Below are 23700 nucleotides of genomic sequence, written 5' to 3'. Positions count from 1 at the left end.
CTCCTTTATTCACGGTTAAATATTAGTTACGGTCAATGTATCAAATAGAATATCTGATGCAATATTTTTAGTATAAACTGTGGACAGGAGTCGGAGTTTTATTAATGTATTGAAATGGATTTAAATGAATTTAAGAATCGTGCTGATAAATATGATGAGATGTTATCTACGATTCGCAATCGTTCTGAAATCATAGAAACCTTACAGAAATACGAGAAATCGGCTGATGAGGTAAAGGCAATATTTTGGATTCTAATGGCTTCTGGTACTGGTGAATATATAGCTCGGTCAGTTATAGAAAACCCTAAATTATTATCTGAATATTTACGAATGAAAAATGATGGTATTTCAGATATTAAAATAATGAGCTATTTCAGGGATTATTCTCAAATATCAAATAACAAGAGAATAAGTTTAGCAATTATAATATCGTTATTAACATCTATTATTGGCTTGATTTTTAGTAAATCTAATATCTGGATTCCTTTTTCCTTTTTAATTGCTAGTGTTATTGAGTTGACTACTAGAAGATGGGTAGTTTCTGAAAGACTTGGCAGTTGGGCAAATATTAGTATAATGCTAAAGTTTTTATTTGCTTTAATTGGTTTTTATGCGCTTATCGGGCAGTTGATTTGTATTGGGATTTTATTCTGGTGGTTTATTTTTTAGAAGAGTTCGGAAGAGTTCGGGGGACACCCCTCCAGAGGCGGGCAATCATACCTAATAGATAACCAAGGCATTTCCGGAATTCCCCACAAATCTTGAGACATATCTACCACAGACAGGTAGGGGCGGGGGAAGTTTCCCAGTGGTCTGGAAAAGAAATCCAGACATCTGAGAAAGAAATCCGCTTGAGCGGGGAAGAAATTCGCCATATCGGGGAAGAAATCCGTCATATCGGGGAAGAAATCCGGACATACGGGAAAGAAATCCGGATATAAGAGAAACTTTCCCGGACATACACAGAAGTTTGGGGGACATCCACGGAATTTCCGGGGGCATACACGGAGCTTCCGGGGATATTCACGGCGGTTCCGGGGGTATACACGGAGGTTCTGGGGATATACACAGAGGTTTCGGGTACATACACGGAGCTTTTGGGGGTATACACGGAGGTTCCGGGGATATACAGGAGATACCCCCATCCTCATTTTAAGGACTAATTATGCTTGTTCTGAGTATCCGAAGGGCATTTAATTGTGTTTCTGGGCTATAAGGAGGGGGGGGATGCCCCCCTACCCCCTATCCCAGACCCCCTTGTAATACCTTGGATAGCCAGACTTGGTACCCCGGATAGATAGATTTGGTATCCCGGGTAGTCAGGCTTGGTATCCCGGATAGCCAGATTTGGTATTCCGGATAGCAAGACTTGGTATCCCGGATAGTCAGATTTGGTATTCCGGATAGATAGACTTGGTATTCCGGATAGCAAGACTTGATATTTCGGATAGCAAGATTTGATACAGAGGAGGGGCAGACTAAATGCACTGCAGGATACCGTCAAGAAAACACCTGCTTTTTTCTGAAATCTGCCTAATCTGCGCAACCCATGAACTTCGTTAGGATAATGTGGTAGTAACGTTATATCCTGATTGCATCAGCCTATAACTAATTGCCACTAACCCCGATGTCGCTGCGCTCATCGGGATAAAGTGGCAGTACGTCGTTGCACTCCTACTGCCACTAATCAGCGTACTATTTTACGGATACGGGTTTCCATAATTTTATTATCAAAACCTTGACTTATCTTCTAAGATTGAAAGAATACCTTATATGAAAATTGCCGTTATCGGAGCAGGTCCCATCGGTTCCATCCTAACCGCCTACCTTTCCAAAATCAAGAAGCAGGTCATCCTGGTTGACATTCTCAAGGACCGGCTGGAGTTGATAAAGAAGCTGGGCATCACTCTTTCGGGCGTGGGTAATTTCCAGGCGCCGGTGCACTCGGTTTGTTTCGCGGTCAACGACCTTAAGAAGAAATACAACATCAAGGATATCAGCCATATTTTTATCTGCGTCAAGGCGCCTTTTTTGCCCAGCGTGCTCAAGGAAGTCAAGGCGTTGAAGACCAAGTCAACGGTGGTGGTGTTTATGAACGGAATGGACCTGGAACTGACCGCGGCTGATGTTCTGGGCAAGGATAACGTCCTGCGCGGGGTAATCAATTATGCCGGCAGTATCATCACCGGGACCGAGGTGCGGATGTCGTTCTTTAACAGCCCCAATTACATCGGGGCGTTGAACGCCGCCGGCGCAATCAAGGCCAAGGAAACCGCCAAGCTGCTTTCGGAGTCCGGCCTGACCACGTCCTTTACCGAGAACATCCACAAACACACCTGGGAAAAGGCCATACTCAACGGCGCGCTGGCGCCGGTCTGCGCCATAACCGGGTTGACTATGAAAGCGGCCATGGATAATCCGGAAACGTATCATCTGGTCGAGGAGTTGCTTAAAGAGGGCATTGCCGCGGCCAAGGCCAACGGACACGATTACGGCAGTAAGTTTTTCGGCGAGTGCATCAAATACCTCAAGAACGCCGGCGCGCATAAGCCGTCCATGCTGGTTGACCTGGAGCGCAAGCAGACGACCGAGATTGATTATATCAACGGCAAGATAGTGGAATACGGCCGGGCAAAGAAAGTGGCCGTGCCGTATAACGACAGCATTACCTGCCTGGTCCGGGCGCGGGAAAACGCTTAGCCTACCGGCAGTTCGTCAGCAATTATTTAATAATATAGTTATTTTAGAAAGCGAGTAGGTTATGGCAGATGTAGCAGTAAAAGGGTTCAGGGACAAGACCAACGGTTACGGGTCAACTTACCAGGGCGTGGTGATAGTCGGCGCGGCCCGGACTCCGTTCGGCAGGTTTATGGGCTCGTTGGCCGGAGTCAGCGCGATTGATTTAGGCGTCATCGCCTCGCGCGCGGCGCTGGAAAAGGCCAACCTCAAACCGGAACTGATTAATTCGGTTATTTACGCCAACGTGGCCGCTTCGGCCGGAGACGCTTTTTTCGCCCCGCGCCATGTTGGGCTTTATACCGGAGCGCCCATCGAGACTCCGGCTTATTTGGTCCAGCGGATTTGCTCCAGCAGTTTTGAAGCCATCGCTCAGGCGGCTGAACATATTGCTTTGGGCAAGGCCAGCCTGGTTCTGGCCGGCGGTACTGAAAACCTGACTCAGGTGCCTATCGCGTCTTTCGGCGGCCGGATGGGCTCGCCGTTGGGTCGTCCTAATTTTGTGGATTACCTATGGGAGGCGTTTTATGATACAGCCTGCGGTTGTGCCATGGGGCAGACGGCCGAGAATCTGGCCAAGAAATACAACATCACCCGAAAGGAATGCGACGAATTTGCCGTGCTCAGCCAGTCCCGTGCGGCTAATGCCATTAAGAGCGGTTATTTTAAGGACGAAATCGCGCCGGTGCTTAACGGCGCCATTCTCAAGGCGCATAACCTCAAGGCGCATATCGCGAAATTGCCCAGGGGCATGGAAGTTCTTGATAAGGACGAGCACCCGCGCGAGACTAATGTGGAAAAACTGGGCAAGCTTGACCTGGTTTACAATAAGGAAACCGGCGTTCAGACGGCCGGTAATTCGTGCGGTATTGTTGACGGCGCGGCGTCAGTGCTGGTCACTTCTGAGAAAGATGCCAAGGCTATGGGCGTCAAGCCGCTGGGCCGGGTGATTGCGTCATCCGCATCGGGCGTTTCACCGGACATTATGGGCATCGGTCCGGTGCCGTCCTGCAGGCTGGCCATGGAGATAGCCGGCCTGAAGCTTAAGGACATTGATTTGATAGAGATTAACGAGGCGTTTGCTGCTCAATATATCGCCGTGGAACGCGAATTGGGATTAGACCGCAATAAATCCAACGTGGACGGAGGCGCGATTGCTTACGGGCATCCATACGGCGCCACCGGCGCGCGGTTGGTTATGACACTGCTCTATAAACTGCGTCGTTTGGGCAAGCGCTACGGCATGGCTTCGGCCTGCATCGGCGGCGGCCAGGGCATGGCGGTGATTGTTGAGGCGTTTTAGTTCACCCTAAAGGACGTTCACCCCGTTAGAGGCATGCCTCTAACGGGGCAAGAAGAGTGCAGAGGACGCAAAGAGTGTTATTCATTGTTATTTTTATCTTTGGGTTACTTATCGGCAGTTTCCTGAATGTATGTATCTATCGTTTACCCAGAGGTAAATGTAAATCCTGCGGCCACGTGGTGACAACAGATGAGCCGGTTGAAGCCTGCCCGAAATGCAATTCCAAAAGCGGTTTCAGACGCATGTCAATAGTCAGTCCGGGATCGCATTGTCCGTCCTGTAACAAGCCGATAAGGTGGTATCAGAATATTCCGCTGTTCAGTTACATATTTCTATTGGGCAGATGCGCCGGATGCCGGACCCGGATTTCGTTCAGGTATCCGCTGGTGGAGCTGTTGACCGGATTGCTGTTTGCTTTGGCCGCGTGGCAAAACCTTGGGCCTCAGGCCGGGCCGGATAATATAATCAAATTTATGATATATATTTGGCTGGTTGCGGCATTGATAATAATAACCTTCATAGACATCGACCTCAGGATTATCCCCGATGAAATCAGCATTCCCGGTATAATACTGGCGCCTATAGTCAGTGCGATATTTCCCTTCCTGCACCCGGCGTTGTTCATCAAGTTGCCTGCTCATTTAGATGGGTTTGTTAGTTCGTTGCTTGGAATGATTGCCGGCGGGGGGGTGGTTTACCTGGTCGGAGTTGTCGGCAAACTGGTATTCAAGAAAGATGCTATGGGATTCGGAGATGTCAAGCTGATGATATTCCTGGGCGGGTTTTTAGGCTGGTACGCGATACTGTTTACTTTTATTCTGGGCTGTATTCTCGGTGCGATATTCGGCGTCATCAGCTATTTTGTGACCAAGGACCATTATATCGCCTTCGGTCCGTATTTGGCGCTGGGCGCGCTATTGATGCTGTTTTTCAGGCCGCAAATTGTAGACTTCGTCATTATTACTTACCCCCAATTTATTCGCAATCTTCTTCTCAGTTGAGCGGGATGGAGTCATTTTCCTTGACTTATAATTCGCCGTAAGGCATTGATGAATAAAGCGGGACAATATAGATTGGTATCCTTTTAAGGATTTTAAGGGATAAAACAGATGACTGATGACACTATCGTGACTAATCAGCCTGATGTGAGTAACTATACGCACATCCGGACGAGTTACCAGAATAACGGCGTAGCCGGTAAATACGACGCCCAGCGTTTTCAGACGACGCGCGGTAAGTTTCTAAACCAGCGTTTTGTTACCGCCGTGGCCGGTGCTTTGAACCTGGCGCAATCGTCCGGCCATAAAGTTGATTCGGTTCTTGATATTCCCTGCGGCACGGGCCGTTTGTTTCCTAAGATTCTGGAGAAGGGTTATAAACTGGTTGGTTCCGATATCTCACGTCATATGATGTCTGTGGCCCGGCCCAAAGCCGGCCCAGATGGCAATGTGCCGATGGTTCAGTGCGATGCCACCAGGATGCCTTATAAAACTGGCAGTTTTGACGCCATTACCTGTGTCCGGTTTCTGACCATGAGAGTGCCGAAAGAAATCCGGAGCCCGATATTTAAGGAAATGAGCCGGGTGACAAAGGCTTGGGTGGTCATGGAATGCCGGGACAAGCACAGTTGGGGATTCATTATGCACTGGGTTCGGGCTAAGATATTCAGGCGTTCGCCGCTGGTTAACTATTTCGTCAAAGATGAGATTGCCAAAGAACTTAGTAGTTCCGGGCTTGAGCTTATCCGCATCTTCCGTCCTTTCGGGATGTTTTCCAATAAATGGCTGTTGCTTTGCCGGACCATGCGCTCGGTATAGTTCATAGTCATTTCCATAATTCTTCAAACACTTTGACCTTCTGCTACGTATATATTTTAGATAGTTGACAATATAAGAGAAACCGTTATAATAGGAGGTTGTGGAAGACCAAGAAATTAAAGAGATTGTCAGCCAGGCACAGTCAGGATCCAACCGCGCGTTTGAGGAGTTGGTCAAGCGTTACCAGCAGATGGTATTTTGGCTGGCTTATCGAATGCTGGGAGACCAGGGATTAGCGGATTCTGTTACCCAGGATGTTTTTATCAGGGTGTATCAGTCGCTTAAGCGATTTGATATTAATAAGAATTTTAGCACTTGGCTTCGGCAGATTACGGTTAACCGGTCGGTGGATTATCTGCGTAAATATAAAAACCGTCCGGTTTCTATTGAACAGGCTGGTGATATTATTAGCCGGAGTCCGGAGCCGGGAAAAGAGGAGGAGGCCAGCCGCATCAGGGCTATGGTGGATGAGCTTCCGAAGCATTATAAGACTGTTATTGTTCTCAGGGATATGGAAGGCCTTGAGACTAAAGAGGTTAGTGAGATAATCGGTAAGCCTGAGGCGACCGTTCGCTGGCGGCTTCATCAGGCGCGGATTATATTAAGAAGTAAGTATGAAAAAGGAATGCAACAAGTTTAAAGAGATTATTCCGCTCGGCGCCGGCAACGATTTACTCGGAGCTGAGCTGGATAATCTTAGAGCGCATTTGTCCGAGTGTGCAGAGTGTCGGGATGAGTTTGCCGCGTACCAGGCGCTTAAGGAATCAGTGGGGCATTTGGGTGGGGAAAAACTTCCTTTGAATGAAGACTTCTGGTCAAACCAACGCGGGAAGATTATGCAAGCGGTGAATAGCCGACCGGTTTACACCGATTCGGTTGCTCAGGTTATGTTTAGATATGCAGCGATGCTTTTAGCCGGTATTATTTCCGGCCTGGTCCTCTGGCAATGGGTAAAACCATGCCCGCCACAAACCGGTAATGAATTGCCGGTATCCCAGTCGTGGTCGAATAATTTTCTAGGAGCGGAGTTGGCGCCGCTGACAAAACCGGTGGCTAATCATTTGGGTATTGCTCCCGATGACGGTTTGATTATTTCCTGTCTGCCGGATTCCAGTCCGGCTCAGCAATTAGGCTTAAGGATGGGAGATATTGTTGTCGAGGTGAACGGCTATTCGGTAACATCTACGATGCCCGGCGGCTTGACCGGTTCTATGGATATTAAGATTATCCGTAACGGGAATAAAATAGTCATAAGAAATAAGTAATAAATAATATAATTGGGACGTTTGTCCCCAGGAGGAATGTTATGAGGATGAGAATAGTGGTAATGGCGTTGGCGATTGTTTTGAATCTGCCCGGTATTGCCAGGGCGGAGGCGGAGAAACTAGCCACGCCGGAAAAACCTAAGGTCGAGGCCAAGGCCGATGACAAAGTCCAGACTGAGCAGATTGCCCAGCTAATTAAGGATCTGGATGCGGATGATGTCAAAACCCGTGAGAAGGCCAGCGAGTCACTCAAAAAAATAGGCAAACCGGCGCTTAAGGCATTGGAAGAGGCTTCCGAAAGCGATAATCCGGAGGTTGCTTGGCGGGCTAAAACCATTATAAATGCCATTAAAAAGTCCGAGCTTAAAAAAGAGCGTGAAGAAGCTATAAAGTCCAACAAACAGCAGGATAAGAAATCTTTCAGCCAGTCATTCAGCCTGAATATGAATTCTATGCCTGGCAACAGGTCCGTCAGCGTGGTCCAGGATGGATCCGGGAAAATCACGGTTACGGTGACCGAGGTTAAGGATGGCAAACAGGTTACCAACACCTACACGGCGGATAGTCCGGAACAATTTATGGCCAAGTATCCTGAAATCGCCAAGGAATACGGCATAAACATCGGTAAGAATATTGAAATTCCCGAGATAGATATGGGCGAGTTGTGGGATGATTTCGGCAAGTCCTGGAGCCGACGCTGGGATGATTTCGAAAAGGAGATGGATAAGATGCGCCGGATGATGCGGGATTCGATGAAAGATACATGGATTCCCTGGGGCAATCCGCCGGAGGAAGAAACAGCTCCTCAGCAGGATAAAATCCCTGCCAAGCCGGAAAAGGAAGCCATAACAACCCTGGATATCGGCGCGGAAATTGAATTCATCGAGCCGCCGCTCAGGGCGCAGTTGAATCTTGAAGACAAAGGCGGCGTAATGGTTGCCAAGATCAAAGCGGACGGCCTGGCAGACAAAATCGGTTTAAAGCAGTATGACGTAGTCCTTTCAATCAACGGCACCGGTATTATTACGGTCTGGGAATTCCGCCGTCTGCTTAAGTCTTCCATGGAAAGCGGCGGAGTAAAACTGGAAATTATTAGACAGGGCAAAAAGCAAATGTTAGATTGGCAGAAGAAATAAGATAGATGGAGTTAATATTATGATGAGAAAATGGCAGTTGGTGGCGATTCTGTTTTTCGGGATTGCTCTGGGATTGTTTCTGGGCAAGTATTATGATGGCAGTTATTCGGTTGCACAATCTTCCGAGGAGCGGGTCAAGATGCAGCAGGAGCTGTTGGCGTTTAAGGATGCTTCAAAGCCGTTTATCACGGTGGTTAAATTCGTGCAGCCTTCCGTTGTAAGTATCAGCACCAAGAAAACATTACTGGCTCACGACGATGATTTCTTCTGGAACTTTTTCCGCAGGTCGCCCCAGGCGGAAACCATGCAGATTGGTTCGGGAGTTATTGTCGATGAAAAAGGATACATCCTGACCAACGCTCATGTGGTTCAGGGTGCGGATGAAATAAAGGTGTCCCTTCTGGACGGACGCGAAGTTATCGGCAAGGTTATCGGCTCTGACTCTATGACCGACCTGGCTGTGGTTAAAATCACCACCGATAAGCTTACGTCCGCGATGCTGGGCGATTCGGATAAGGTTGAAGTCGGCGAGATGGTTGTGGCCATCGGCAGCCCGTTCGGGCTGGGTAATACCGTGACATCGGGTATCATCAGCGCTAAGAGAGACCTGGCTTCCAGCAACATTTCCGGGGATTATTCGGGATTTATCCAAACCGATGCGGCTATCAACCCCGGCAACAGCGGCGGGCCTCTGGTAGCGCTGACCGGGCAGGTTATCGGCATAAACTCTGCGATCATAAGCCGCTCTGGCGGTTACCAGGGAATCGGTTTTGCCATACCCATTAACCGCGCCAAGTATATTATGAATAAGCTTATTGAAAAGGGCCGGGTGGCCAGGCCTTTTCTGGGCGTCCAGGCCAGCCCGATTGACAAAGCCCTGGCTATTTCTTACGGCTTGGACGGTGTCGATGATTTGCTTAAGCATCTTAAGATGGCCAAACCTGAAGGCGTATTTGTGCTCCGGGTCGTCCCGGGTTCTGACGCCGAAAAATCCGGCCTTCTTGAGGGCGATGTTATTATGGAAATTGAGTCTAAAAAGATTGAAACGCCCGAGGATATTACTAAAGTAATTAATAAGAAGAATGTCGGAGATGATATTAACATTAAGATAATCCGAAACGGCAAGGAACAATCCATTAAGGCGTCGATAGGTGAGAGGCAATGAAAGCAAACAGAATAATTATTACGATTGACGGTCCGGCCGGCGCGGGCAAAAGCACTATTGCCAAGCTGGTGGCTAAGCGCCTGAGGTTCCATTACCTGGATACCGGCGCTATTTACCGGGCTGTCACCTGGAAAGTGATTAACAGGGGAGTCGGCTTTAAGAATAAGAAAGCCCTGGTTCGCCTGGTAAAATCATCGCGGATCCGCTTTCGCCAGACCGACTCGGGGACAAAGGTCATGATGGACGGCCGGAATATTTCCAAGCGCATCAGGACGCCGGAAGTTACCAATCAGGTTTACCACCTGGCCGAGATGCCCGCGATACGGAAAGAGATACTGGCCATACAGCGCAAGCTGGCCGGCAAAGGAAACTACGTGGCCGAAGGCCGTGATGTGGGCAGTGTTGTTTTTCCGGACGCGATGGTGAAGTTTTATTTGGATGCCTCGGATTCCGAGCGCGCCCGGCGCCGGTTTATGGAGCTTCAGTTGCAGATAGAGGACCGCAGCGAAGTCGATAAGCGTTCTGCGCCTGATACCGAGTTAACCTATGAGCAGGTCTTGAAGGAAATAAAACTGCGCGATGCGCGCGATAAGTCCAGGAAGGTCGCGCCGCTGATTAAGCCCAAAGGCGCGGTTGTCGTGGATACGACCGGAATGACCATAAACCAGGTGGTTCACCGGATTCTATATTCTGTCAGCCAGCATCCGGTACTGGGCCGGCGAAAACTCAGATACAGTTAGTGGCAGTTAGTCATACCGTGTCGTAGGCACGGCATGACGTTATACCTTAAGGTATATTTATTATATTATACCTTTTAGGTATTACCTGCCACGTTATCCCAATGAGCGTAGCTCTATTGGGGTTAGTGGAGCATCATTTTGCTTAATACAATCTGCTATAAGCTCAGCCATTTCATCCTCAGGTTTCTGGTAATCATATTTTTAGGATACCGCGCCCGCGGGCAGAATAATGTGCCGTTAAAAGGAGGCGGGATACTCGCCTCAAACCACCAGAGTTTTCTCGATCCGGTTCTTATCGCCATGGGCACAAGCCGGCCGATATATTTCCTGGCCAAGCAGGAGTTATTTTCGGCCAATTGGCTGTTTGGACTTTTCATAACGCTGCACAACGCGGTGCCTCTTAACAGGGAAGCTACCAGTTCAGATATCATAAGGAAAGCCATCGGTTTATTGAAAGAGGGCAAGCTTATTGTGGTGTTCCCGGAGGGGACCCGAACCAATAACGGCCGGGTAAAGGAATTTAAGGGCGGTATTTCATTCTTGTCCCAAAAAAGCAACACACCGATTATTCCCATATATATCAGTGGCGCATACAATATCTGGCCCCGGCAGGCCAGTCTGCCGGTGCGGTTAAGTTCGGTCAGGCTGGATTATACAAAACCGGTATATCCTGATAGTGCAATGCCTTCGGATGCGGTCCTGGGAAAAGTAAGAGGGCAGATAACAAGCCTGGAAAAACTCAAGTAAGGGAAACCCGTCCGAACGGTTCATCCGGGCGGATAGCTTGATAGGCATCAAGGTGGGTGTTGCCAGACAAATAAAACCTGGTCCGAAACCAAAGACGAAGGTGAATTGAGTATGGTGTCCCCAGAATTCCACATAATAAAAGGAGGAAAAAATGAAAAGGGATTGTAAGTTGATTGTTGTTAGTATGCAAATTTTATTCGTTTTCGTGTTGGTTATCTCCGTATTTGGCTGTAGCCAATCAGCGGGAATAGCACAACCGATGGAGAGAATCGATAATAATAAATTACCCAAAATAACAGAATTTTTTTATACAACCAGGGCCGCGCAACTTGCCGAAATGGAAAATGCTAAACAGAGTGGTTTCGGCCTATTGGACAGGGATAAATATATGGACATTTGGATTATCCACAAGATTATTCCGTGTGAAACGCATGAAAAAAGAATATCCTCGTTATTTCACATAATACCACCATGTCAGGATAAAACCCATTGGGCAATTGGGGCTAATAGTAATTTCGTGGTTGTTCATGATTTGCGTGATTTGCTGAGAGTCAAGTTCGCCCAAAATCCTCATAAGGAATGGTCAAAATTAAGCACATTAAGTATTCGTTTGCTTGTTGATTATGGAGCAGCCTGGGAATTAGTCCATGGTGTTTTAAAATTGTGCGCAGAAATGGGTTTTTGTAACATACTGCTTGTCACCAGAGAAGGCAATGGAACACACGATATTTTTTCTGCTTGGATACCTCCGGTGTTTAATTCTTTAGGTAATATTTTATCTGTCACCATGGGCGAAGCCAAGGAGGGAGCAACATTAAGGATAAACATCCCTTATAAAATTGATGGCACAATAGTTTCCGCTGATATTTACTGGAATAATGAAAAAGGAAAATCTATTTTTACTGTGGATGGAACTAAGTATAAAAATGAAGCATGGAATGCTTTAGCCCCTGGTGGTTTTAGAGAATTTAAAGATACTAATTTTACCTGTCAGTTATACTACCGTTTCCCCTATTCCGGGAATGAACAACCAACATCTTACTTGAAAATTAATGCTACCGGCAATACGCCTTGGGATATTGTATCTGACGTAATTGATACCGTCCCTCGGCCTGCATATAAAATGCTTTTATTTTCTAACGAAGTATTGAGCGAGTAGGCGGGACAGGCCTGTAGATGCGACAGACATCAAGAACGACCAAAATTGACAGGTTTCTGGGTTGATCTCGATATCCGTCGGGATAAGAGCCCCTATGTAGGTGCTACACACATTAGGAACAACAAAAATTGGCCTTATAGTATGATTTGCTGTCAGTTTCTGGCCCTAAAACGAATATAACGCACTTCCAGGCAGGGGGGGGGAGATACCTACCCCCTCCCCCCTTAACCCCTAATACCTGTATCGAAAACGGGTATCAGGGATATCGAAAATCGGGATAGGGCGTATCGAAAACCGGGATTAGGGATATCAAAAACGGGGACTGGGCGTATCGAAAATGGGGACTGGGTGTATCGAAAACGGGGATTAGGCGTATCGAAAACCGAGACTGGGCATATCGAAACCCGGGATTAGGGATATCGAAAACGGGGACTGGGGGTGTCGAAAACCGGGATTGGGCGTATCGGGAACTAGGATTAGGGATATCGAAAATCGGGACTGGGCGTATCGGAAACTGGGATTAGGCGTATCGAAAATCGGGACTGGTGGTATCGAAAACGGGGAGAGGGTGTATCGTAAACTCATACCCTTTTAAAAATACGGATTAATGCTCCTGGTGATGAGCTTCGCTAATGTGTTTTCCAGATGATATAGGACCTACCCCTCCCTTGGTGGGGCTCATCGGGATAAGTCCTTACAGGAGGCTGCGCACCGGGATATCCTGCCTGCCCGACTGCGTCGTTCGGGCGGGACTCCGACTGGCACTAGCCCAGTGCAAATATTATTGACTCTGTGATTTGTTTATCCTGAGTATTATCGAAAGTACCAGTAAGCCCCGTTCGCTTTGCTCAGGGGTAAGTGGCAGATAACTCGCTCTGCTCTAACTGCCACTAATGCGCTACGCTCAAACTGCATAAAATATTGACATTAATTTGTAATTTTGCTATTTGTACAGGGCTTTTGTAGAAAGCATATTGGGGAGAGTCGTAGCCGTTCGGCAAATAGCGGTGAACACTCTTTTTGATATAAAGAAAGGTTTAACCTAAGCAATGAAAGCTAAGGAAGTGGAAAACACCAAACCGGAAAGCGAACTAATCGAAAAGGAAATCAAGGCGCACCTGGCGAACTATTCAGAGGAAGATATCTCCAAGATCTACACCGAATCCATCAGGGATTTCAAGCCGGAAACTATCGTCAAAGGCAAGGTGGTCAATGTCACCGACAAGGACGTTGTTCTTAACCTGGGGTATAAGTCCGAAGGGCTTCTGCCGAAGTCGGAATTCGGGCCGGACGATAAATTCGTGGCCGGTGATGAAGTGGAGGTATTCATCGACGAGATCGATGATGACGCGGGCATGCTGGTCATATCCAAGAACAAGGCTGACCGCCAGCGTTCCTGGGAGCGGATTGTCAATAATTACAAGGAAGGCAGCTTGATTCATGGCCGGGTTATGACCCAGACCAGAGGCGGGTTGATAATCGATGTCGAGGGCACCCAGGCATTTATGCCCAGCTCGCAGGTGGATATTCATAAGACCGATGATTTCAGGGATCTTCTCAGGAAAGAAATAGAATGCAAGGTGATAAAAATCGACCATGCCCAGCGCAGCATCATTGTGTCCCGGCGCCAGCATCTGGAAGAGCAGCGCGAAACAATGAAGCAGAAGCTTTTAGCCGAGATCAAAGAAGGCGATGTGCTTAAGGGCATTGTCAAGAACATTGTGGACTTCGGTGTGTTTGTTGATATCAAAGGGGTCGAAGGATTGCTGCATATCAGCGATATGTCGTGGGGCAGGATAAGCCATCCGTCCGAGGTAGTGGCATTGAACCAGGAAATCGGCGTTAAGGTCCTTAAAGTCGAGATCGAAAAAGGCCGTTTTTCTCTGGGCATGAAACAGCTGACAGAGAACCCCTGGGAAAAGGTCGCCACCAAATACCCGGCCGGGACCAAGATTAAAGGCAAAGTGGTCAATATAGTTCCCTACGGCGTGTTCGTCGAGGTTGAGCATGGCGTCGAAGGGCTTCTTCATATTTCGGAAATGTCATGGACCAAGCGCCTGACCCATCCGTCCGAGATGGTGGCCATCGGCGATATAATTGAATCAGTGGTCCTCAAGAGCGATCCCGGTAATCAGGAGATTTCTTTGGGTATGAAACAGCTCGAGGAAAATCCCTGGTCGGAGATCGAAAAGAAATACCCGGCCGGGACCAAAATCCAGGGCCGCGTTAAGAATATCACATCTTACGGCGCGTTCATAGAGATCGAAGAGGGCGTTGACGGATTGCTCCATGCCGGCGATATGCTCTGGACCAAGAAGTTTGTCAAGCCGTCGGATGTGGTCAAAAAGGGCGACAAGATAGAGGCGGTAATCCTTTCGGTCGACCCGGATAAAAAACGCGTTTCTCTCGGCCTCAAACAGCTGACGCCGAATCCATGGGAGACGAGTTTCCTGGAAAAATATCCGGAGAACGCGATTGTGCCGGCAAAAGTCATGAAACTGACGACTCACGGCGCGGTGGTGTATCTGGAAGCTAATCTGGAAGGCACCGTTGATCTGCCCAAGGAAGGCGAAGCCGTCAAGGCGGGCGATACCATCAACGTTCAGGTCCTTAAACTGGACGCGGCCGAATGCCGGGTGGTTTTGAAGGTCCCCGAAACTGCCGTTCAAGGATAACGCATATTAACGCCGATAAGAATATTCAGGCCGCTGCTAAAACAGCGGCCTGATAATTATATATGTGCGGAATAATTGCCAGCCTCAGCTATCGTGATGTTCTTCCTCTTATCATGGAAGGGCTTTCGCGGTTAGAATACCGCGGTTATGATTCCTCGGGCGTGGTTATACTGGATAACGGCTCGCTCAAGCAGCACAAAGCGCAGGGTAAATTATCAGTCCTTAAAAAACAGCTTGAAAGCAGGCATCTCCGGGGCGTAATCGGGCTAGGGCATACTCGCTGGGCTACGCACGGGGCGCCGTCCTGCGCCAATGCCCACCCGCATTTCTCGTGCGATAACCGCATCGGGCTGGTCCATAACGGCATAATCGAAAACTATCAGGCCTTAAAATCCAAGCTTACCAAACTCGGGCATAAATTCAGCTCGCAAACCGACACCGAAGTCGTGGTCCATCTGATAGAGTCGTATTACAAACGAAGCCATAACCCGCTGGAATCGGTGCGCAAAGCCGTCAATGAGCTGGAGGGCAGTTTTGCACTGGCCATCATTTTTGCCGACCATCCGGACAGTTTGTTTGCGGTTCGGCTTAACAGCCCGCTGATAGTCGGCGTCGGCCAGCGTGAAACTTTCCTGGCGTCGGATGTCCCGGCTATCCTGCCATACACGAAAAAGGTTATTTATCTGGCCGAACGCCAGATTGTCCATGCCCGGCGCGACGGGGATAATCACCGGATAGATATCATAGACTTTGAAGGGCGGAAAAATAATTACCAGATCAAGAATATCAACTGGGACATTACTGCGGCCGAAAAGGAAGGCTATCCGCATTTTATGCTCAAGGAGATATTCGAGCAGCCCGGCGTGGTCGGCAATACCATTCGTTATTATATCGACCCGGTCAAGTACGCCATCAAGCTTAATTTCGACAAGCCGATAGAGCGCCGGCTCCGCAAGGTGAACCGGGTGGTATTTGTGGCCTGCGGCACGGCCTGGCATGCGGCGCTGGTTGCCAAATACGCCATTGAAGAACTGGCCCGGATACCGGTTGAGGTTGCGCTCGGTTCGGAATTCAGGTATTCGCTCCCGGTCCTTGACAGCAAAACCCTGGTTGTGGCCATAAGCCAGTCCGGAGAAACGGCCGATACCCTGGCCGCTATCAGGGCCGCCAAGCAACACGGGGTCGTGACCATGGCCGTATGCAACACGGTGGGCAGTTCACTGACGCGCGAGGTCCAGAGCGTGTTTTACACCTATGCCGGCCCGGAAATCAGTGTCGCTTCGACCAAGGCTTACACCACCCAGTTGGCGGTGGTTATCCTGTCGGCAATATATTTGGCCCGGCTCAGGGGCGTTATGAAACCGGCGCAGGAGAAATCACTGATAAAAGAATTCCTGCTTTTGCCCCAGAAGATGAGCGAAGTTCTCCAGCACGATAATGTCATCAGGCGTTACGCCAAAGAATGGTATGATACCCATAACTTTATGTACATCGCCCGGCGCTATAATCTGCCTAACGCTTACGAAGGCGCGCTTAAGATGAAGGAGATCTCCTACACCCATGCCGAAGGTTACGGCGCCGGCGAGATGAAACACGGCCCGCTGGCCCTGGTGGACGATACTTTCCCGACCGTGGCTATCGCCACCCGGAGCGCGGTATATGAGAAAATGCTTTCTAATATGCAGGAAGTCAAGGCGCGCAAGGGAGTGATTATCGCCATTGCCACCGCCGGTGACCGGGGCATCGGGAAGATAGCCGACGAAGTCATCGATGTGCCGGACGCGCCGGAGATACTTTCGCCTATTCTGACGGTTATCCCGCTGCAACTGCTCGCTTACCACACAGCCGTCAAGAAAGGCTGTAATATCGACCAGCCCAGAAACCTGGCTAAAAGCGTTACCGTGGAATAACCGCGGATATTTCATTATATGCCCGTAACTACTAAATATATTTGTTTCCTTTTCCTGAGCGTTGGGCTTGTGTCGGCTCACGCTTATGCCCAGGATTCCAATCCTGTTTCCAAGGATGCTCTGCCCGAGCCGGCGGTAAGCCAGGAAAAAGAGTCCGGCGATGTCCATGAACAGGCGGTTCGGATAACCAAGCTTATCCCGGCGCTGGAATCTAAAGAAGCCGTCATCCGCGAGCAGGCTTTCAGCCAGCTTCTGGAAATCGGGTTGCCGGTCATCCCGTTTATGATAGACTACCTCAAAGACAAGTCTGTTTATGTGGACCTGACCCGACGGATAATGGAGCGGGCCGGTTTCACCTCTGATTTTATAGAAAAAGAATTAAAGTCGCTGAAACATATCCCGGCGGTATCGATGACTAATCTGGACCGGCAGGTGATTGAGAAGTATTTTTACGGCAGATACCTGGACGCCTTGAGGTTATGCCAGCAGGAGCGTTACGATGAGGCGCGCAGCCTGGTCAGGGCGGTGCTGATGATGGATAACCGGCTGAAAGTGCATGAGCAGCTCCAGCTGCTGTTGATAAGCATAGAAGAACGGGTTATTCAGAAGAATATCCTGATGGCCAACCTGACTTCCTCCAGGCAGAAAAACATCTACGAAATCGGCGATACGGCCGAACTTGTTTTTCGGCTGCAGAACGTCAGCCGTTCGCCGGTCCAGATAGACCTGGGTTCAAATCCGGCCGTGCTCTATATCGCCATGACCGTGCATTCGACCACTGGTGATTACAACAGCATAACCAGGATGCAGGATGTGAAATTGGGTGTTGACGGCATCGAGTTGAAACCGGGCGAAAAAAAAGAATTCCCGGTAACCATCGTCACCAAAGGCGACATGCCCGAAAGCATCTATTACCGGACCTATAATGTTTACCTGGGCATCAAGCCAAAGATGATCAAAAGCGAGGCCTTGGCTGACCATCTGGATAAGCAGGAAACGCTCCGTCAAATTGTCACTCCGGAAATATTGCTCCGTTACTTCCCGCCTGACGTCGGCCCGGCTCTGGAAAAGCCCATGGTTTTCCTGGAGCAGGCGTTGAAAGGCGAATTGCCGCTGGATATCTTCCTGTGCGCGCAACTGGTCGATGAGAAGGATGCCGATAAAGCCATCAAGATGCTTTTCGAATACTTGGACAAGTTCAAGGATAATAATCTCAAGCAAACGGTTTTGAACTGTATCAGGAGCCTGACTAACCTGCCTTTTGAGCTGGATGAAACCACCTGGCGTGAATGGTATAAGAACAAATATCAGTCCCGCTGAACCGGGACAATCCTATTTTAATGCGGCAATCATCCGGCAGATAGTTTGTGTGGATTTAGGTTTGCCTATTTGTCGGGCGTGTTTCTTCATCTCGGCCAGTCTCTTTGGATGGGTGGACAGATAATCGACCTTAGCCGTGACGTCATCCTTATCACGCCCGAACAAGGCCGCGCCTTCGTTGACCAGGTAATCGACATTGTAGACTTCCTGCCCGGGGATAGGGCGGTAGACGACCAACGGCAGCCCTACGGCTAGCGCCTCGGAGACGCTTATTCCGCCGGCCTTGCCGATCAGGACGTCGCTGGCGGCCATAAGCTCGTGGACCCGGTCGGTGAACCCGAAACAGACCAGGTTGTCGGCTTTGGCCTTATACTTCAGCTCGTTTATCCGTCTGAACAGTTTTTTATTCTTACCGCAGATGACGATGAGCTGTAGGTCCAGCTTGAGTAGGCGTTGGCAGAGTTTGCGGATGCTGCCGAAACCGTATTCCCCGCTCATCAACAGGGCGGTGAACCTGCGCCTGAGCCCGAGTTGTTTGCGTATCAGCTCCGGCCTGGTTCGGGACGAGAATGTGCTCTTGATAGGGATGCCCGTGACCTTTATCCGTGATGTCTTTATGCCTTTGGTTACCAGGAATTGCTTCAGGTTTTCGGTGGGCACAAAATAGATATCGGTTTTGTCATATATCCACTGGCTGTGCGCGCCGAAATCGGTGATGACGGTGGCCGACTTGAATCCCAGCTCCGGCCCGAGCATAGCCGCGACGATGCCCGGGATGGGGTAGACCGAGATGACCGTGTCGGGCTTATAAGCGGCCAGGAATTTCCTGACCTTGTCCACCGACGGGGCCAGCTTATTTTTCCAAATCTGCTTGTCGAAGAGCTTGTCGGTCAGTTTGAAGAACAGCCCGTAGGCGGCCGGTAGTCTTTTAGCGCTTTGCTTGTACAGGGCGCGCATAATCCGGTCGCCGGCTACAAAGCGCTCCATAAAATCTATTATCTCCACGGACATCTTCGGGTAGTTGGACTTGAAATAAGCGGACAGCGCGTTGGAGACGCTGTTATGCCCGCCGCCGTATGATGCCGTAAAGATGATTATCTTGCGCATGGGAATAATCTAACCATAAAGTCATAAAGAACTCAAATAAAATAAGTTATTCTCTTTTCTTGACATTGATAAATATCTGTGTAATCTTTGAGCAAGTTATGGGCTTGCCCCGTTAGAAGTACGGCCTAAGTCTTACTTCTAACGGGGTAGGTAGCTCAGCGGTAGAGCTCTGGACTGAAAAACCTATGGGAGCATTTTTTACCACACACAAAATTAGATACAAATCATTGATAAATAAAGAGATATAGCAAATAACCCACCTACCACAATTTACCGTAAATGACCACTTTTTACCCCCTATTTGCAACACTAATGCAACATGAATTTGACTATTTTCAAGCGTAGTAAAGCCTCCAGATTGACTTGTTAATGTTAATGAATGGCGTGATTTTACTGACTAATGAGAATATTTTTACAAAGGTGTGTAATTCGCTTTCAGATATTTACTAGTTTCAAAAGTTCATAGTTCTCGCGAAAGACGAACCTTTTTACTATAATTAGAAAAAGCTGTTATATTTTATACGTATTTATATTCCTAAAATATACATAGGGAGCCCCATATTTTTTAGGGTAGGTGCTTATATAGTGGTAGTCTTGGGGTCTATACCTACGTTCACCATCAATAACCCAAAATAACGAATAATTTTTAATTTTCAAGTAACTATCTAAAAGATCTTTTCTCAAATAAATAAGCCTATGCCCATTATGCGAAAGATCACCCCATTGCATCGTCACGCTCGCTTTTTCGCTTCTTTTATCAAGCATATCGAAAGATTGTGGCGTAATATGCAAGGCTAATTCTTGCGCCAACTCTTTAGAAGGAATACATATATTTTGGCCTGGATTAACCATAGAATGATAACTCTCCCAACAGAATTTTCTCACTGGGAGTTCGACGGGAATTTCAATATAAATTGTTTCTGTTCTAGTTTTAGGCGAGTTGGATTTTATTAATGCCAGTTTATTTAGCGAACCGTTTTGGCGAGATTCATTATTTTCTCTAGTTATTTTTAAGAATTCTTGGAGTTGTTCATTGGTTAGCTCTATTCCATTAGCCTTGTAAACTATTTTCGTGTTTACGTCTGAATATCTTACCAATTTTGTTCCAACAGGGATTTGTATTTTACTTTTTTCTCTGGCAAAAGGAAAGGTTTCGCACCAGGGTATTTCTCCAGCAAAAGTATAATAATCACTTTCCGTTTCCGGCGATGAACTATTTGCTTTTGTTAGTTTGGATTTATTCTTATTAAAAGTTTTCAAATCTATATTACGTATAAAAAAACCATTTATCGAAACAAGAATACCTCTGCATGTTGTATAATTTTCTTGAGCAATATCACCCTGCAACAAAACCCACTGACTTTTTAAGCCTGTAAGATTACGGGTGATTAAATAATTTGCCATATTGGGCATAGGCCCTTTTTGTATCCATTTATGTAATTCTTTGGGATTACCCTTGAGATAATCTGTTTTTATTATTCCTGGTGTTTCAATCTCATCGGGGAAGCTTGGGTCTATGTCAGCATCTGAAATACGTTCCCCGTCAACAGCCCATCTATATTTTAGTAATCCCTTGTCTTTGCGATATCCTGCTAATTCATAAAAAGCTATCCAACAATACTTTTTGCCATACCTATCAATTTTATCTGGTTGTTCAAATCCAGAGCGGCTATTGGAACTGGGAATCCACTTGTCAATTTCTCCGAATTTTTCTAGTGAATATCCCAATTGATATATTCGCCACCACATATTAGACTTTACTTCCACATACCCATTATTTTTGAAATCATAATTCTGTCTATCCGGCAACAAACGACCAAGTGTATAGTTATCAAAATCCATGCCAAACGGACAATTACCATTTTTGTATTCGTCTTTATTTCTATCTTGCTCTCTGCCCCATTTTCTTATCCCTCCATCTTTAAATGGTGGTCTTATCCGCTGTATTTGCTGTGCACTCAAAAGGTTCTTATTGCGCATAAGAGCAATTTCAATTGTATATCTTGCATAATCTCTTATTAAAATATGCGTTGTGGAATATGGGGCTCTTCCTGCAAACATCAATTGATATAGGTTTTGGGCAAATTGAGGCAAAATTGTTCGGCTAAAGTTCGGGTTATTTAAATCATTATGTAATGCCATTGCCACACCATAAGAAGCTGCTAGCATACGTTCTGGAACATAAGTATCATTAATACTCAATGAATTGATGGTTAAATCCAAAAGGTTTTTGGGGAATTTTCGACCATACCAATAAAGTGCCTTTGTGGCTTTATCTCTCAATGAATGTGATGTTGAAGTCAACCCCCACATAATATGCTCGGCCAAAAGAGCTGCTTGTTGTTGCGCGGTTTTATCTGAAGGTAAATCAGTTTGCTCACAAATATTTTCTAAATCGCTTATAGTTTTCCCAAAATTGCTGGCATTTTCCCGAATAAATTCTGTCCAACTTATATCCCGCTCTGGAATAGATAATTTCCTCAATTGTTTTGACCAGAACAGCGCATTGAAAGGATGGCCAATTTGATCTAATGTATGAATCGCAAGATCAAAAAGCGCCTTACGATTCCCTGGGAATTTAAATAGTTTCTCCATAAAACCAATACATTTTTTATCTATGCTGGATGGGGGGATTTCAAATAAAGCCCTGACAGAAAGATCAAGCGCTTTTGTATTATCCGTAAGGTTGTGTAAATATTGCTGAGCCATTGAAGGGATTAATGCGGCTAAACAGCGCCCTATATCTTCGCTCAAGGGGTGACGTAATTTATAATCAGGGCCAAATAGTTTTTTGGTTGTTGTAGCTAAGCGTACAAATTTCTTCAAATCGCGCCCAAAATTATCAACAAGATATCTTGCAATAAGATAGCCCCCCAAAAAATCATACGTGAAAGAAACATTTTCTGTCCCATCGCTCCAATCTCGGCAAATTAATAATCCTTCGTTAAGAATTGCGTTTGCTATTGAGGAGCCCCGAACTAATTTATCCTTGCCCTGCCCATCCGTTATTCTTGTGAATTTATCAAATGAAATATGGCGTTCATTTTGTTCCCATAAGGTTTTTGATATATTCTTCAATATATTTTTTAATACATTGCTTGTGCGGAATAAATCTAAATTGTTGCAAACGGATTTATTGCATTGATCTAAGTAAGCATCAAAAATATCGAAAATAGTTCGATCCCCAATATAAATATTTTTTTCCACCTGGTGATCTTTATTCTGGCTTTCACAAAATATTCTTAGATAAAGAGGATTGTGAAATTGTGATAGCGCTGAGGATGTTGGGGTCGCTTTGATTTTATAAAAATCAAAATATTTCTTGCTTGCTTCTTCTATATTATAATGGGCAAGCCCATAGGTATACGCAATATTAGGAGGCTCTTGATTGTCCCAAATGGCGGGCTTATAAGTCGTCCTGCATGTGGTAATTAAAACAATATTTTTATGTCTTCCTATGTCATTCACTAGACTAGACAGGTGTCGTCTCCATATATTTGAAAATTCTCCATTTTGCGTTGCTTCATTCAGTGCATCTATTATTATAGGAATGCGCGTATGATAAGCCTCAGCAGCAGAGTCTAAAGCGCTTAGAAAGTCATTCAAATTATAACTGCGAGGTATATCTAAATTATCCAATAACTGAGTGTTTAATAGCCCTGTTCCGGTAAATATTTTCCCATTTAAGAATAGTGCTGGTAATTTATCTTTTAATCGCATAGCACAAATATTAGCGGCACTATGCGTCTTGCCCAGTCCGGCATTCCCAAAAATATGTAAATTTGGTTTGGTGGTATCAATGCTATTTTTTATTGCCCGAAAATTTCTAATAAGCGCCTCGGCTTGCCACGTGGGTTTAACTATAAGATTGTTAGCCTCACGAAGACATCGTTCTTTTTCCGTTTCTCGGTTGCCAGTATATTTAATCTTTGATACATCAAATGATTTTATATGCCTATGATATAATTCATATTGCCGGGTCATTCCATCAAGTAATTTATCCCAAACTAATTTGCGCACTCCATTAATTTGTTGGTTTCGCAGTAAATTATACGCTTTATCAAGATGATTAATTGCTTCTAGGAAAAATTTCTTAAGTTGTTGCGCGTCTTTAATCAAATCTAACTTTTCAGAAGGCCAAAATATATCCTCCGGATAATGTGGAGTATTTAATTCTTTTATGGATTCTTGGTACTCACCAAGATCATCTTTAAAATAGGCTACCTTGCTTTTAAAATATTGTGCAAAATCAGCATCACAAAGTATAGAATGAATGTGCAAATCAAGGCCTGTTTCCGTATGCAGTAACCCATTAAACTTATCCCCAATATGGCTTATTTGTTTTTTGCATTGATTAGTAAACCAATCTAATGTTAATTCTAATTCTCCAAAGAAATATTGTCTCATTCCGGCAAACTGGGGTTTCCTAAGCCAATTATTAAAATCACTATCTCCGCTATGTATTAACTTGATTTTTCTATTTTTGGGAGCTGCTCTTAGTAAGGTATTTTTAAACCAATTCTGTTCAATAGGAGTAAAATTTGTAGGCGTACATAAAAACCACTGTGTAAGATGTGGATGAACTTTTAATGCTTTTTTTAGTGACTCGATAATAGAAGA

The 23700-nt window shown here is 46.4% G+C and carries 17 protein-coding genes; 15 read left to right on the top strand and 2 right to left on the bottom strand.

Annotated features, from left to right (window positions below; genetic code table 11):
- The first annotated feature begins 114 nt into the window (after window positions 1-114).
- The 15 genes from WC980_00085 (at window position 115) to WC980_00015 (ending at window position 17973) form a co-directional block, all read left to right on the top strand.
- A complete protein-coding gene (locus WC980_00085) occupies window positions 115-669 on the top strand; it encodes a hypothetical protein (protein MFA5793455.1) in 555 nt (184 codons plus the stop codon).
- A 1104-nt stretch (window positions 670-1773) separates the two neighbouring features.
- On the top strand, window positions 1774-2700 hold the full coding sequence (locus WC980_00080; protein MFA5793454.1) for a 2-dehydropantoate 2-reductase: 927 nt from the start codon (window positions 1774-1776) through the stop codon (window positions 2698-2700).
- Window positions 2701-2761: 61 nt separating this feature from the next.
- A complete protein-coding gene (locus WC980_00075) occupies window positions 2762-4039 on the top strand; it encodes a thiolase family protein (protein MFA5793453.1) in 1278 nt (425 codons plus the stop codon).
- 74 nt (window positions 4040-4113) lie between these two features.
- Window positions 4114-5040 carry a prepilin peptidase gene (locus WC980_00070; GenBank protein ID MFA5793452.1) on the top strand — a complete coding sequence of 309 codons (927 nt, stop codon included), beginning with the start codon at window positions 4114-4116 and terminating at the stop codon, window positions 5038-5040.
- A gap of 108 nt (window positions 5041-5148) precedes the next feature.
- On the top strand, window positions 5149-5856 hold the full coding sequence (locus WC980_00065) for a class I SAM-dependent methyltransferase (GenBank protein MFA5793451.1): 708 nt from the start codon (window positions 5149-5151) through the stop codon (window positions 5854-5856).
- Between the two features lie 100 nt (window positions 5857-5956).
- Window positions 5957-6496 (top strand): sigma-70 family RNA polymerase sigma factor, encoded by a 540-nt coding sequence (locus WC980_00060; protein ID MFA5793450.1) that lies wholly within the window; start codon window positions 5957-5959, stop codon window positions 6494-6496.
- Window positions 6471-7121, top strand: coding sequence for a zf-HC2 domain-containing protein (locus WC980_00055; protein MFA5793449.1), 651 nt, complete (start codon window positions 6471-6473; stop codon window positions 7119-7121). The genes WC980_00060 and WC980_00055 overlap by 26 nt, the downstream gene beginning before the upstream one ends.
- Window positions 7122-7162: 41 nt before the next feature.
- The gene (locus WC980_00050; protein ID MFA5793448.1) at window positions 7163-8257 is read left to right on the top strand and encodes a PDZ domain-containing protein; all 1095 of its coding nucleotides are present in this window, start codon (window positions 7163-7165) and stop codon (window positions 8255-8257) included.
- Window positions 8258-8276: 19 nt separating this feature from the next.
- Entirely contained in the window at window positions 8277-9422 is a 1146-nt protein-coding gene (locus WC980_00045) for a trypsin-like peptidase domain-containing protein (GenBank protein MFA5793447.1), read from the top strand.
- Window positions 9419-10162 carry a (d)CMP kinase gene (gene cmk, locus WC980_00040; protein MFA5793446.1) on the top strand — a complete coding sequence of 248 codons (744 nt, stop codon included), beginning with the start codon at window positions 9419-9421 and terminating at the stop codon, window positions 10160-10162. Before WC980_00045 ends, cmk begins: the two co-directional genes overlap by 4 nt.
- Window positions 10163-10300: 138 nt before the next feature.
- Complete coding sequence (locus tag WC980_00035; protein MFA5793445.1) at window positions 10301-10909, top strand: lysophospholipid acyltransferase family protein; 609 nt, start codon at window positions 10301-10303, stop codon at window positions 10907-10909.
- 151 nt (window positions 10910-11060) lie between these two features.
- Window positions 11061-12068, top strand: a complete 1008-nt coding sequence (locus WC980_00030) for a hypothetical protein (GenBank protein ID MFA5793444.1) — start codon at window positions 11061-11063, stop codon at window positions 12066-12068.
- 1049 nt (window positions 12069-13117) lie between these two features.
- On the top strand, window positions 13118-14743 hold the full coding sequence (locus tag WC980_00025; GenBank protein ID MFA5793443.1) for a 30S ribosomal protein S1: 1626 nt from the start codon (window positions 13118-13120) through the stop codon (window positions 14741-14743).
- Window positions 14744-14805: 62 nt separating this feature from the next.
- Window positions 14806-16653 carry a glutamine--fructose-6-phosphate transaminase (isomerizing) gene (gene glmS, locus WC980_00020; GenBank protein ID MFA5793442.1) on the top strand — a complete coding sequence of 616 codons (1848 nt, stop codon included), beginning with the start codon at window positions 14806-14808 and terminating at the stop codon, window positions 16651-16653.
- Between the two features lie 18 nt (window positions 16654-16671).
- The gene (locus tag WC980_00015) at window positions 16672-17973 is read left to right on the top strand and encodes a hypothetical protein (protein ID MFA5793441.1); all 1302 of its coding nucleotides are present in this window, start codon (window positions 16672-16674) and stop codon (window positions 17971-17973) included.
- Window positions 17974-17985: 12 nt separating this feature from the next.
- Here the strand turns inward: WC980_00015 and WC980_00010 are convergent, their stop codons facing one another.
- Window positions 17986-19080 carry a glycosyltransferase gene (locus WC980_00010; protein ID MFA5793440.1) on the bottom strand — a complete coding sequence of 365 codons (1095 nt, stop codon included), beginning with the start codon at window positions 19078-19080 and terminating at the stop codon, window positions 17986-17988.
- Between the two features lie 510 nt (window positions 19081-19590).
- Complete coding sequence (locus tag WC980_00005; GenBank protein ID MFA5793439.1) at window positions 19591-23487, bottom strand: hypothetical protein; 3897 nt, start codon at window positions 23485-23487, stop codon at window positions 19591-19593.
- Window positions 23488-23700 lie beyond the last annotated feature (213 nt).

It is taken from the genome of Candidatus Brocadiia bacterium (genome assembly GCA_041658285.1).
In the GTDB taxonomy this organism is placed as follows: Bacteria; Planctomycetota; MHYJ01; order JACQXL01; family JACQXL01; genus JBBAAP01.
The sequence above is the reverse complement of the archived record's forward strand: the minus strand, read 5'-3'. Positions and strand labels throughout refer to the sequence as shown.

Excerpts from the sequence above, each read along its gene's own strand:
- WC980_00085 (MFA5793455.1), top strand. The coding sequence starts at position 115 with ATGGATTTAAATGAATTTAAGAATCGTGCTGATAAATATGATGAGATG.
- WC980_00080 (MFA5793454.1), top strand. The coding sequence starts at position 1,774 with ATGAAAATTGCCGTTATCGGAGCAGGTCCCATCGGTTCCATCCTAACC.
- WC980_00075 (MFA5793453.1), top strand. The coding sequence starts at position 2,762 with ATGGCAGATGTAGCAGTAAAAGGGTTCAGGGACAAGACCAACGGTTAC.
- WC980_00065 (MFA5793451.1), top strand. The coding sequence starts at position 5,149 with ATGACTGATGACACTATCGTGACTAATCAGCCTGATGTGAGTAACTAT.
- WC980_00055 (MFA5793449.1), top strand. The coding sequence starts at position 6,471 with ATGAAAAAGGAATGCAACAAGTTTAAAGAGATTATTCCGCTCGGCGCC.
- WC980_00050 (MFA5793448.1), top strand. The coding sequence starts at position 7,163 with ATGAGGATGAGAATAGTGGTAATGGCGTTGGCGATTGTTTTGAATCTG.
- WC980_00045 (MFA5793447.1), top strand. The coding sequence starts at position 8,277 with ATGATGAGAAAATGGCAGTTGGTGGCGATTCTGTTTTTCGGGATTGCT.
- cmk (MFA5793446.1), top strand. The coding sequence starts at position 9,419 with ATGAAAGCAAACAGAATAATTATTACGATTGACGGTCCGGCCGGCGCG.
- WC980_00030 (MFA5793444.1), top strand. The coding sequence starts at position 11,061 with ATGAAAAGGGATTGTAAGTTGATTGTTGTTAGTATGCAAATTTTATTC.
- WC980_00025 (MFA5793443.1), top strand. The coding sequence starts at position 13,118 with ATGAAAGCTAAGGAAGTGGAAAACACCAAACCGGAAAGCGAACTAATC.
- glmS (MFA5793442.1), top strand. The coding sequence starts at position 14,806 with ATGTGCGGAATAATTGCCAGCCTCAGCTATCGTGATGTTCTTCCTCTT.
- WC980_00015 (MFA5793441.1), top strand. The coding sequence starts at position 16,672 with ATGCCCGTAACTACTAAATATATTTGTTTCCTTTTCCTGAGCGTTGGG.
- WC980_00010 (MFA5793440.1), bottom strand. The coding sequence starts at position 19,080 with ATGCGCAAGATAATCATCTTTACGGCATCATACGGCGGCGGGCATAAC.
- WC980_00005 (MFA5793439.1), bottom strand. The coding sequence starts at position 23,487 with ATGAGACAATATTTCTTTGGAGAATTAGAATTAACATTAGATTGGTTT.